The following is an 11,595-nucleotide window of genomic DNA, read 5'->3' as shown; positions in this document are numbered from 1 at the left end:
GGCGACCGCGGCTCCGGCGGCGCGCACGGCCCCGGTGGCGCGCAGGGCCCAGCGGCCGGGGCGGCGGGCCGCCCCGGCTGGGAGGAGCGCCTGGCGAGCGGCCTCGCGTTCCTGCGGCGCCGGGTGACGGGCGAGTACGAGGTCGACGACTTCGGCTACGACGAGGAACTCACAGAACAGGTCCTGATGTCCCTGATCAGGCCCGTGTACGAGAAGTACTTCCGGGTCGAGGTGAAGGGCGTCGAGAACATCCCCGCGGAGGGCGGCGCGCTGGTGGTGGCGAACCACTCGGGCACCCTGCCGCTCGACGGGCTGATGATGCAGGTCGCCGTGCACGACCACCACCCCGCCGGCCGGCACCTGCGGCTGCTCGCCGCCGACCTGGTCTTCATGCTGCCGGTCGTCAACGAGCTGGCCCGCAAGGCCGGCCACACGCTGGCGTGCACCGAGGACGCGGAGGAGCTGCTGGGGCGCGGCGAGGTCGTCGGGGTGATGCCCGAGGGCTTCAAGGGGCTCGGGAAGCCGTTCGGCGAGCGGTACAAGCTCCAGCGCTTCGGCCGGGGCGGCTTCGTGTCGACGGCGCTGCGCACGGGCGTGCCGATCGTGCCGTGCTCGGTCGTCGGCGCGGAGGAGATCTACCCGATGCTGGGGAACGCGAAGACGCTGGCGCGGCTGCTGGGGGTCCCGTACTTCCCGCTGACGCCCACGTTCCCCTGGCTCGGGCCGCTCGGCGCGGTGCCGCTGCCGACGAAGTGGACGATCCAGTTCGGGGCGCCGATCGCGACGGACGGCTATCCGCCGGAGGCGGCGGAGGACCCCATGCTGATGTTCAACCTGACGGACCAGGTGCGGGAGCAGATCCAGCACACCCTGTACAAGCTGCTGGTGCAGCGCAGGTCGGTCTTCTTCTGACGGGAACACGGCGCCCGCCACGGAGGTACGCGGGCGAGGAGGGGGTTCCCTGGCCGGGAACCCCCTCCTCGCCCGCGTACGGTGCGGGCTACTGCCCCTGGTCGGCGTCGTGTCCCTGGATGCCGAGGCCCGGCAGGAGGCCGGGCAGCAGCGGCGGGAGCGTGACGTCGGGCGCGGGGTCGCCCGGGTCCTGGTCCTGCGGCGGGGACGCGGGGTCGGAGGCGCCGGGGGACGGCGGGTCGACGAGGCCGCCGGCCGCACCGCCGATCAGGCCGCCGTCGTGGGCGCCGCCGATGAGCCCGCCGTCGTCCTTGGACGGGGAGGGCGAGCCGTGGCCCGCGGAACCGTGCTTGCCGTGGCTCTCGCCCGAGCTCGGGGTGGCGGACGAGGGCCCCCGGTGCTTGCCCGTGCCGGGCGTCGAGGCGTCCTGGGTGCCGGGCACCGAGGTGCCCGCCTGCCCGCCCTGGGGCGGCTGGAGCCGGGACTTGAGCGGGGCGACGTCCTCGTCTATGGCGACGAAGACCGAGTTGACCTGGTCGCCGACGTCGGTGAGCTGGACGGGCAGCCTGCCCCGCAGGCCGTCCCACGCCTGCCGGTGGGAGGCGGCGAACGACGACAGGGTCGCCATCGGGGCGAGCGAGCCGTCCTTCTGGTACGCGGCGTGCAGCAGGCGGTGGCCCTCCGACGCGTCGTTCCTCATCCCGGTCAGGGTGCGGCGGATCTCGTTGAGCGACTCGTGGTCGAGATGGCCGCTGCGGCCGCGTTCCATGAGTCTTCGCGCCTCGGTGAGCCGGGCGGAGGCGTGGTCGAGGTAGAGGCCGCCGCGCGCGGAGTCGTTGTCCGCCAGGTCGAGTCTGATGTCCTCCATGCCGCGCTTGAGGCCGTAGAGCGAATCACCGGGCAGTGCGTCCGAGCTGGCAGCGGCGACTCCGCTGAAGGCGCCCGCGGCCACACCGACCGTGAGGCCGCCCGCTGCGAGACTCTTCGACCAGCGGGACCTCGGCCGCAGCCGCCCGAGGGGGGACGCCCGGTGGGCGCCCCGCGACGTGCGCTGCTCCGGCACCGTAGGGCCCGGGGAGCCCTGGCCCGCGGTGCCTTCCTGAAGCATGGCCTCCATGGCGGCCACGAGCTGGGCTCGCTGCACCACCTTGACCTCGGGGTCCAGCGTGGGTTTCGGCAGTTCGCCGAGACTGCTCGCCAGGCCCAACAGCCGCCTCTGGTCGGCTGTTTCGGTCGGTTCGGCGGCCGGCTCGGCCGACTGCGCCGTCGCCGAGCCCCGGTCGGTCCTGTCTTCCAGGGCCTGGGCGAAGGCGTTCGCCCGCCGGTGTGCCGAGACGTTCGCGATCACTGGCGGCACCTCCTCTCGTCATGACGGTCGACTCCCCTGGGGGTCCGGTGAGGATCGGCCCGCGTGCGCGGGGGTCACAGGGAGCCTGCATCCCGCACAACGAGCGGCGCGGCACTTCGGTTACGCGCGGAAAGTGTTCGGACCACAGTGTGACCACGCTGTCAACACAGCGTGATGAAAAGGGGGTTGAGGACTGTTCTGCCGTGGGGGGTGCGGCGGGCGCCGCCCGGTGGGACCGGGCGGCGGCGGGGGCGGGGGTCAGCGGGCGTCGTCGGGCAGCAGCCTGGCGAGCGTCCGTACGGCGCGGTACTGGAGGGTCTTGATCGCGCCTTCGTTCTTGCCCATGACACGGGCGGTCTCGGCGACCGAGAGGCCTTGGAGGAACCGGAGCGTGACGCACTCCTGCTGCTGCGGGTTGAGCTTGCGCACGGCTTCGAGGAGGGCCGCGTTGGACAGGGACTCCAGGACGGAGTCCTCCGGGCTGCGCTCGACCTCGTTCGCGTCGAGCATCTCGCCGGTGGTGACCTCCAGGCGGAACCTGCTCGACTTGAAGTGGTCGGCGACCAGGTTGCGGGCGATGGTGACGAGCCAGGCGCCGAAGTCGCGGCCCTGGTACGTGAAGGTGGAGATCCGGCGCAGGGCGCGCAGGAAGGTCTCGCTCGTGAGGTCCTCGGCGGTGGCCCGGCCGCCCACCCGGTAGTAGATGTAGCGGTAGACCGTGTCGCTGTACTGGTCGTACAGCTTGCCGAAGGCGTCGGCCTCGCCCGCCTGGGCGCGCTCGACGAGTTCCATCATGCGCGCGCTGTCGCTGTCGGCGGTGGGGCGGCGGGCGGTGGTCTGGGCCGGGCCGGCGGCGGCGCGGGCGCGGCCGCTCCTTCTGCCGACCGCGGCGCCGCCGCTCGCCAGGGCGTAGCAGGGTCCGATCGGGCCGCTCACGGCAGGGGCCGGTGCGGCGAGTGCGGGTACGGCGTACGCGGTGGGGACAAGACCGCGCAAGTGGTCGAGGACCGTTGCGCGCAGCGTAGCCAGGCCCGAGGCGTCAACCCCGACGTGTGAGTACACGGGTCTCCCAGAGGCAGAGCTTCCATCACGTGCAGTGCGGGACCTCTCACCCGCTGTCGCGGTGGAAGGGGTCCGATGTGCGTCTGAGGAGAATAACGCTTCGTACAGGCCGTGCTACACCGAGTTGCTCAAATCATCGATTACGTCGCTTCGGTGATGGCTCGCCGATGGTTCGGATAGCGGATGGTGACCGCTTGTTGACCGTATGGCGACAGGATCTGATCGCCGGGAGGGTGTTCCAGGGGCGTCGGGGGTGTGGCGAATCGGACAGAACGCCGATATTCGCACGAGTGGTGTGACCCTCGGCACAGGAGAGGTGCGGATTCTGTGACCGCGGCCGTGTCACGCCCCGCGCGGGGCGCTCCCGGCGGGTACGGACCGTGGCCGTACGCCCCGTGACGGCCCGGCGGTACGGGGGTGACGCAGCGCAGCCGCCGGGCGCAGGTATCCGGCCGCGGACGGCCGGCCGCAGGCGCCGGGTCAGCGGCGCCTGCGGTGCAGCGCGACCGCGGCGGCGGTGCCGCCGGCGAGCGCCCCGACGCCCGCGGCCGCCGGGATGCCGACCTTCGCCGCCTTGCGGCCCGTGCGGTAGTCCCGCAGCCGCCAGCCGCGTTCGCGGGCGTGCCTGCGGAGCTTGGCGTCGGGGTTGATCGCGTGCGGGTGGCCGACGAGCGACAGCATCGGGATGTCGTTGTGCGAGTCGCTGTAGGCGGCGCACCGCGCGAGGTCGAAGCCCTCGGCCGCGGCGAGCGCCCGTACGGCCTCGGCCTTCGCGGGGCCGTGCAGGGGCTCCCCGACCAGGCGGCCGGTGTAGACGCCGTCCACGGACTCGGCGACCGTGCCGAGCGCGCCGGTCAGGCCGAGTCTGCGGGCGATGATCGTCGCGGTCTCCACGGGCGCCGCGGTCACCAGCCAGACCTGCTGGCCCGCGTCGAGGTGGGCCTGGGCGAGGGCGCGGGTGCCCGCCCAGATGCGGCCCGCCATGTACTCGTCGTAGATCTCGTCGCTGATCGACATCAGCTCCGCGACGCGGTGCCCCTTGACGATGGAGAGCGCGGAGTCCCGCACGTCCTGCATGTGGTCGGGGTCCTCGACGCCCGCGAGCCTGAACCACGCCTGCTGCCAGGCGAAGCGGGCCAGTTCGCGGCGCTGGAAGAACTTCCGCTTGTACAGGCCGCGGCTGAGGTGGTAGATCGCGGCGCCCTGCATCACGGTGTTGTCGAGGTCGAAGAAGGCGGCGGCGCGCTCGTCGCCGGAGACCGGGAACTCGGGGATCTGCTCCGCAGGTGCCGGGTGTTCGCCGTCCGGCTGTTCCGCTTCTTCCGCGTGTGCGGCGTCCGCGCTCGACCTGCGCGCTGCCTCGGCTGCGGCCTCGCCCGCCAGGACGCTCCTGGCTGTCGCGGAGCGCCTGCGCGGGGTGAGCCATCCCAGTGCGGCCATGTGGCGAGCATAGCCAAGTCCGTTGGGTGCTTCCGGCGCTCGGGGGCGCCCCTGGCGTGAACACTGGCCCACCGATGTGTTAATCCGCACACCGCGCCCGTGCGGCGGGGTGTGCGCGGAGGGCTCGGGGAGCTGGCGCGGGGGCGGACAATGGCACCCATGACCCCTCTGCTGCGGCGTACGAAGAAGGAAGCGAAGGGCGCGGCCCCGGAGCGCGGGCCCGCGGGCGCGCACCGGGTCACACTGATCGCGAAACCCGGCTGCCACCTGTGCGACGACGCCCGCGCGGTGGTGGAGAAGGTGTGCGCCGAGACCGGCGCGGCCTTCGAGGAGAAGGACATCACCGCCGACGAGGCGCTGCGCGACGCGTACGGGGAGCAGATCCCGGTGGTCCTCGTGGACGGCGCGCAGCACACCTTCTGGCGGGTGGACGAGGCGCGACTGCGGCGCGAACTGGCCCGCTGACCGCTCTCGCGCGCGGATCCGGCCCATGGGAAAGGCGGTTACGATCGTGGGCGCTTTGCCGGTGTTCTCGACGGGGGCGTGAGGGTGAGAGGTGTGTGCCGACGTGCGCCCTGGCCTGATGCAACGGTCTGACCTGGTGGTTGGTTCCGGCGCCGCGCGATCCGAGCGCGTGACCCCGGTCACTTTGGTCGGACAAAGCGGACACCATCTTTGTGCACGCGTTCACAAAGACATAGCCTGCACTCGACGGGGCGGCCACGAAACGCACGACCGCCTGCAACCCCGCTCATCCCGCAGGAGCACCGTGGCAACTGGCCGAACGCACCGACCGGCGACTCGCAGCCGAGGCATTCCCGAGGCCACCGTCGCCAGGCTCCCGCTGTACCTGCGGGCCCTCACCGGCCTCTCCGAGCGCTCGGTGCCCACGGTCTCCTCCGAGGAGCTGGCCGCCGCGGCGGGCGTCAACTCGGCGAAGCTGCGCAAGGACTTCTCGTACCTCGGCTCGTACGGCACCCGCGGTGTCGGCTACGACGTCGAGTACCTCGTCTACCAGATCTCCCGCGAGCTCGGCCTGACCCAGGACTGGCCCGTCGTCATCGTCGGTATCGGCAACCTCGGCGCCGCGCTCGCCAACTACGGCGGGTTCGCGTCCCGCGGCTTCCGCGTCGCGGCGCTGATAGACGCCGACCCGGCGATGGCGGGCAGGCCCGTCGCGGGCATCCCGGTCCGCCACTCCGACCAGCTGGAGGAGATCGTCCGGGACAACGGGGTCTCCATCGGCGTCATCGCCACCCCCGCGGGCGCCGCCCAGCAGGTCTGCGACCGCCTCGTGGCCGCGGGAATCACCTCGATCCTCAACTTCGCGCCGACCGTGCTGACCGTCCCCGACGGGGTGGACGTGCGCAAGGTCGACCTCTCCATCGAGCTCCAGATCCTCGCCTTCCACGAGCAGCGCAAGGCGGGCGAGGACGTGCCCGACGTGCCGCCGCCACCGCCGACGACCGTCGCCCAGGACGGCGCGGCACCGGCGGACGACGAGGCCCCCGCCCCCGCTCAGGCCCCCGCAGCCGACGACGGGCAGGCGCCCGCCGCGCGCCGCGACCGCAAGGGCCCCGACGACGAACTGCCCGCGGTGATGCCGGCATGAGTCTCCTGGTCGTGGGCCTGAGCCACCGCAGCGCACCCGTCAGCGTGCTGGAGCGCGCCTCGCTCCCCGCCGACGCGCAGGTCAAGCTGTTGCAGGACACCCTCGCGGCGGAACCCGCCACCGAGGCGGCCGTGCTCGCCACCTGCAACCGCATCGAGCTGTACGCCGACGTCGACAAGTTCCACGCGGGCGTCGCCGAACTCTCCACCCTGCTGGCCCTGCACAGCGGCGTCGGGCTCGACGAGCTCACCCCGTACCTCTACGTCCACTACGAGGACCGGGCCGTCCACCATCTGCTCTCGGTGGCCTGCGGACTCGACTCGATGGTCATAGGGGAGGGGCAGATCCTCGGCCAGATCAAGGACGCGCTCGCCCTCGGCCAGGACCTGCACACCGCGGGCCGCCTGCTCAACGACCTGTTCCAGCAGGCCCTGCGGGTCGGCAAGCGCGCCCACAGCGAGACCGGCATCGACCGCGCAGGACAGTCCCTCGTCACCTTCGGCCTCCAGCAGCTCGCCGGCGCCGACGGCGGCGTCGACGTCTGGGCGGCGGGGAAGCGCGCCCTGGTGATCGGCGCGGGCTCCATGTCCTCCCTCGCCGCCGCGACCCTCGCCCGCGCGGGCGTCGCCGAGATCGTCATCGCCAACCGCACCACCGCGCGCGCCGAGCGCCTCGCGGAGATCCTCTCGCAGCCCGGCTCCACCGGCGTGCGCGCCCGCGCCGTCGAGATGGCCGCCGTCCCCGGCGAGCTCGCGGGCGCCGACATCGCCGTCTCCTGCACCGGCGCCACCGGCCTCGTCCTGACCGGCGACGCGGTGCGCGCCGCCGCCGCGGGCCGGCCCGCGGGGACCCGTCTTGCCCTGCTCGACCTCGCCATGCCGCGCGACATCGACGCCGAGGCGCACCGCGTCGAAGGCGTCACCTTCGCCGACATCGAGACCCTCGCGGAGGCGTCCGCGGACGCGCCGATGGCCGCCGACGTCGACCAGGTGCGCGCGATCGTGTCCGAGGAGGTCGCCGCCTTCGGCGCCGCCCAGCGCGCCGCGCACATCACCCCGACCGTCGTCGCGCTGCGCGCCATGGCCGCCGATGTCGTCGCGGGCGAGATCGCCCGCCTCGACAGCCGCCTGCCGGGGCTCGACGACAAGGAGCGCGCGGAGATCACCCGCACCGTGCGGCGCGTCGTCGACAAGCTCCTTCACGCGCCCACCGTGCGGGTCAAGCAGCTCGCGGCCGAGCCCGGCGGCGCCGGGTACGCGGACGCGCTGCGCGAACTCTTCGACCTCGACCCGCAGACGGTCGCCGCCGTCAGCCGCGCCGACAGAGGCCAGGCATGACGGCCGCGGCAGCACCCAGGACACCGGCGGGCCACGGCGCGGCGCCGCTGCGCCTCGGCACCCGCCGCAGCGCCCTCGCCAAGACGCAGTCCCGCCTCGTCGCCGACGCCGTCGCGGCGCGGGCGGGCCGCGCGGTCGAGCTGGTCGAGATCACCACGTACGGCGACACCTCGCGGGCGCACCTCGCGCAGATCGGCGGCACCGGCGTCTTCGTCACCGCGCTGCGCGACGCGCTGCTGCGCGGCGACATCGACATCGCCGTGCACTCGCTGAAGGACCTGCCCACGGCGCAGCCGGACGGGCTCGTCCTCGCGGCCGTGCCGCGCCGCGAGGACCCGCGCGACGTGCTCGTCGCCCGCGACGGGCTGACCCTCGCGCAGCTGCCGGACGGCGCCCGTGTGGGCACCGGCTCGGCGCGCCGCTCCGCGCAGCTCCTCGCGCACGCGCGCGGTCGCGCCATACAGATCGTGCCGGTCCGGGGGAACATCGACACCCGGATCGGGTACGTCCGCGAGGGGGAGCTCGACGCCGTCGTGCTCGCCGCCGCGGGCCTGAACCGCCTCGGCAGGAGCGGCGAGGTGACCGACGTCCTGTCGGCCGACACCGTCCTGCCCGCTCCCGGCCAGGGGGCGCTCGCTGTAGAGTGCGCCGCGGTCAACGGAGACCTCGCCGCCTTGCTCGCCGAGCTCGACGACCCGGTGACCCGGGCCGCCGTGACCGCCGAGCGGTCCCTGCTCGCCGCCCTGGAGGCCGGCTGCAGCGCTCCCGTGGGAGCCCTCGCCGACCTGCTGGCCGACGGGCAGATTGTCAACGAAATGCGCCTGCGTGGCGTCGTCGGCACCGCCGACGGCTCGACGCTGGTGCAGCTGTCCACCACCGGTCCCGTACCCGCGTCGCACCAGCACGCCGTCGCGCTCGGGCGCGAACTCGCGTCCGAGATGCTCGCCAAGGGTGCGGCCGGTCTTATGGGGGAGCGAGCACTTTGAGCCCCACCACCACTGACCTTCCGGCCCACTCCGCATCGGGGTTCGTCACCTTCCTCGGTGCCGGACCCGGTGACCCGGGTTTGCTGACTCTGCGCGCCGTGGAGGCGCTCGCGGGGGCTGACGTACTGATCGCCGAGCCCGAGGTGCTCGACGTCGTACGCGCGCATGCCCGCGACAGTGTGAGCACGCCCGCGCTGACGGTCGTCGATGACGCGTCAACAGCCGCCGGTATCCCCGCGATCAGGGATGCCGCCAATCTTGTCATGGAGGCAGCGCGGGGCGGCAAGCGGGTCGTCCGTGCGGTCTCGGGGGACCCGGGGCTCGACGGCGACGCGGGCCGCGAGATGCTCGCCTGCGCCTCCGCCGGCATCCGCTTCGAGGTCGTGCCGGGCATCGCGGCGGCGGTCGGGGTGCCCGCCTACGCGGGCGTTCCGCTGCGCGACCCCGAGGGCACCGACGTACGGTTCGTCGACGCGCGCACCGCGAGCGAGCGGTGCTGGAGCGAGGTCGGCGCGAGCGACGGCACGGCCGTCGTCTCCACCACCCTCGACACGGTCGCCGCGGCGGCGGGCGAACTCGTCGCGGCGGGCCGCAAGCCCGACACCCCGATGACCGTCACCGTCGCGGGCACGACCACCCGCCAGCGCACCTGGACGGCGACCCTCGGCACCATCGCGGGCACCCTCAAGCAGGCCAAGGTGCTGCCGTCGCCCGACGGGCACCAGCCCGTCATAGCCGTCGTCGGGGAGCGCAGCGCCGCGGCCCAGCGCGACCAGCTCGCCTGGTTCGAGTCCAAGCCGCTGTTCGGCTGGAAGGTCCTCGTGCCCCGCACCAAGGAGCAGGCGGCCTCGCTGTCCGACCAGCTCAGGTCGTACGGCGCGGTGCCGCACGAGGTGCCCACCATCGCCGTGGAGCCGCCGCGCACCCCGCAGCAGATGGAGCGCGCGGTCAAGGGCCTCGTCACAGGGCGCTACGAGTGGATCGCCTTCACGTCGGTCAACGCCGTCAAGGCGGTGCGGGAGAAGTTCGAGGAGTACGGGCTCGACGCCCGGGCCTTCGCCGGCATCAAGGTCGCCGCGGTCGGCGAGGCCACGGCCGCGTCCCTGGTGGACTTCGGCGTCAAGCCCGACCTGGTGCCGAGCGGCGAGCAGTCGGCCGCGGGGCTGCTGGAGGACTGGCCGCCGTACGACCCGGTCTTCGACCCGATCGACCGGGTGTTCCTGCCGCGCGCCGACATCGCCACGGAGACCCTGGTCGCCGGTCTCATCGAGCTGGGCTGGGAGGTCGACGACGTCACCGCGTACCGCACGGTGCGCGCCTCCCCGCCGCCCGCGGAGACCCGCGAGGCGATCAAGGGCGGCGGCTTCGACGCCGTGCTGTTCACGTCGTCCTCGACGGTCCGCAACCTCGTCGGCATCGCGGGCAAGCCGCACAACGTGACGGTGATCGCCTGTATCGGCCCCGCCACCGCGAAGACGGCCGAGGAGCACGGGCTGCGCGTGGACGTCCTCTCGCCCGAGCCCTCCGTGCACAAGCTCGCCGAGGCGCTCGCCGCGTTCGGCGCGGCACGGCGCAGGGCGGCGCTCGACGCGGGCGACCCGGTCACCCGGCCGAGCGAGCGCAGGCCCGGCGCGCGGCGGCGGCGCACGACCTGACAGGCCCCGGAAGGGGTGTGGGCGCGGGACGCGAGAGGCGTGCCGCGCCCTCCGCGCGTTCCGGCTCCGGGGGCCCTTGAGGAACGCGTTCGCCGCGGGCCGGCGCCGACGCCGCGTCGGCAAGGGGACGCTCCCCGCGGGCGTAGCGTGGAGAGGACGGCGCGCCACGCCGCCCCGGCCCGGCCACCGGGCCGTCCACCCGACTCGACTCCGCACGAGGCGACTTCCATGACTGTGTACGGTTCGTTCCCCGGCTCGCGCCCCCGTCGGCTGCGCACCACGCCCACCATGCGGCGGATGGTCGCCGAGACGCGTCTTGACGCGGCGGACCTGATCCTGCCCGCGTTCGTCCGTGAGGGCGTCGACGCGCCCGTGCCGATCGCCGCGATGCCCGGTGTCGTCCAGCACACCCTGGACACCGTCAGGAAGGCCGCCGCGGAGGCCGCGGAGGCCGGGGTCTCCGGGATCATGCTGTTCGGGGTGCCCGAGGACGGGAAGAAGGACGCGGTCGGCACGGCGGGCACCGACCCGGACGGCATCCTCCAGCAGGCGATCCGCGCGGTGCGGTCGGAGACGGGCGACGACCTGCTCGTCATGTCGGACCTGTGCCTCGACGAGTACACCGACCACGGCCACTGCGGTGTGCTGACGGACGACGGCCGCGTCGACAACGACGCGACGCTGGAGCGGTACGCGGAGATGGCGCGGGTGCAGGCGGAGGCGGGCGTCCACGTGGTCGGGCCGAGCGGCATGATGGACGGCCAGATCGGCGTCGTCCGCGGGGCGCTCGACGCGATCGGCGCGCAGGACGTGGCGATCCTCGCGTACACGGCGAAGTACTCGTCCGCGTTCTACGGGCCGTTCCGCGAGGCGGTCGGCTCGTCGCTGCGCGGCGACCGCAAGACGTACCAGCAGGACCCGGCGAACGTCCGCGAGTCCCTGCGGGAGCTCGCGCTCGACCTGGCGGAGGGCGCCGACATGGTGATGGTCAAGCCCGCCCTGCCGTACCTGGACGTCCTCGCGCGGGTCGCCGAGGCGTCGGACGTGCCGGTGTGCGCGTACCAGATCTCCGGCGAGTACGCGATGGTCGAGGCGGCGGCGGAGAAGGGCTGGATCGACCGGGACGCGGCGATCCTGGAGACCCTGACCGGGATCAGGCGCGCGGGCGCGGGGATGATCCTCACGTACTGGGCGACGGAGGTCGCGCGGCGCCTGCGGGGCTGACCGCGCGACCGGTGCGGGC

10 protein-coding genes are annotated in these 11,595 nt (G+C 73.6%); 7 read left to right on the top strand and 3 right to left on the bottom strand.

All coding sequences use genetic code 11. The annotated features are described in order from the left end of the window. On the top strand, positions 1–912 hold a 912-nt coding region (locus tag ABEA77_RS26200), incomplete at its 5' end, for a lysophospholipid acyltransferase family protein (protein WP_345652481.1). Positions 913–1,000: 88 nt separating this feature from the next. Here the strand turns inward: ABEA77_RS26200 and ABEA77_RS26195 are convergent. From ABEA77_RS26195 to ABEA77_RS26185, 3 genes are all read right to left on the bottom strand, one after another. After that, complete coding sequence (locus ABEA77_RS26195; RefSeq protein ID WP_345652478.1) at positions 1,001–2,260, bottom strand: DUF5667 domain-containing protein; 1,260 nt, start codon at positions 2,258–2,260, stop codon at positions 1,001–1,003. 258 nt (positions 2,261–2,518) lie between these two features. Further along, positions 2,519–3,322, bottom strand: coding sequence for an ECF subfamily RNA polymerase sigma factor, BldN family (locus tag ABEA77_RS26190; RefSeq protein WP_345652475.1), 804 nt, complete (start codon positions 3,320–3,322; stop codon positions 2,519–2,521). 480 nt (positions 3,323–3,802) lie between these two features. After that, entirely contained in the window at positions 3,803–4,762 is a 960-nt protein-coding gene (locus ABEA77_RS26185) for an HAD family hydrolase (protein ID WP_345652472.1), read from the bottom strand. Between the two features lie 159 nt (positions 4,763–4,921). Here ABEA77_RS26185 and ABEA77_RS26180 point away from each other — a divergent pair, with 159 nt between their 5' ends. The 6 genes from ABEA77_RS26180 (at position 4,922) to hemB (ending at position 11,576) form a co-directional block, all read left to right on the top strand. Continuing rightward, the gene (locus ABEA77_RS26180; RefSeq protein WP_345652469.1) at positions 4,922–5,227 is read left to right on the top strand and encodes a glutaredoxin family protein; all 306 of its coding nucleotides are present in this window, start codon (positions 4,922–4,924) and stop codon (positions 5,225–5,227) included. 304 nt (positions 5,228–5,531) lie between these two features. Continuing rightward, complete coding sequence (locus ABEA77_RS26175) at positions 5,532–6,374, top strand: redox-sensing transcriptional repressor Rex (RefSeq protein WP_345652466.1); 843 nt, start codon at positions 5,532–5,534, stop codon at positions 6,372–6,374. After that, the gene (locus tag ABEA77_RS26170) at positions 6,371–7,711 is read left to right on the top strand and encodes a glutamyl-tRNA reductase (protein WP_345652463.1); all 1,341 of its coding nucleotides are present in this window, start codon (positions 6,371–6,373) and stop codon (positions 7,709–7,711) included. Before ABEA77_RS26175 ends, ABEA77_RS26170 begins: the two co-directional genes overlap by 4 nt. After that, entirely contained in the window at positions 7,708–8,697 is a 990-nt protein-coding gene (gene hemC / locus ABEA77_RS26165; RefSeq protein WP_345652460.1) for a hydroxymethylbilane synthase, read from the top strand. Before ABEA77_RS26170 ends, hemC begins: the two co-directional genes overlap by 4 nt. Beyond that, entirely contained in the window at positions 8,694–10,352 is a 1,659-nt protein-coding gene (locus ABEA77_RS26160; RefSeq protein WP_345652458.1) for a bifunctional uroporphyrinogen-III C-methyltransferase/uroporphyrinogen-III synthase, read from the top strand. Before hemC ends, ABEA77_RS26160 begins: the two co-directional genes overlap by 4 nt. A 228-nt stretch (positions 10,353–10,580) precedes the next feature. Continuing rightward, the gene (hemB, locus tag ABEA77_RS26155; RefSeq protein WP_345652455.1) at positions 10,581–11,576 is read left to right on the top strand and encodes a porphobilinogen synthase; all 996 of its coding nucleotides are present in this window, start codon (positions 10,581–10,583) and stop codon (positions 11,574–11,576) included. Positions 11,577–11,595 lie beyond the last annotated feature (19 nt).

The organism is Streptomyces tremellae (assembly GCF_039540215.1).
Lineage (GTDB): Bacteria > Actinomycetota > Actinomycetes > Streptomycetales > Streptomycetaceae > Streptomyces > Streptomyces tremellae.
The sequence above is the reverse complement of the archived record's forward strand: the minus strand, read 5'-3'. Positions and strand labels throughout refer to the sequence as shown.

What these genes read in the sequence shown, in the direction of transcription:
- hemB (WP_345652455.1), top strand. Translation starts at nt 10,581, where the DNA reads ATGACTGTGTACGGTTCGTTCCCCGGCTCGCGCCCCCGTCGGCTGCGC.
- ABEA77_RS26180 (WP_345652469.1), top strand. Translation starts at nt 4,922, where the DNA reads ATGACCCCTCTGCTGCGGCGTACGAAGAAGGAAGCGAAGGGCGCGGCC.
- ABEA77_RS26185 (WP_345652472.1), bottom strand. Translation starts at nt 4,762, where the DNA reads ATGGCCGCACTGGGATGGCTCACCCCGCGCAGGCGCTCCGCGACAGCC.
- hemC (WP_345652460.1), top strand. Translation starts at nt 7,708, where the DNA reads ATGACGGCCGCGGCAGCACCCAGGACACCGGCGGGCCACGGCGCGGCG.
- ABEA77_RS26170 (WP_345652463.1), top strand. Translation starts at nt 6,371, where the DNA reads ATGAGTCTCCTGGTCGTGGGCCTGAGCCACCGCAGCGCACCCGTCAGC.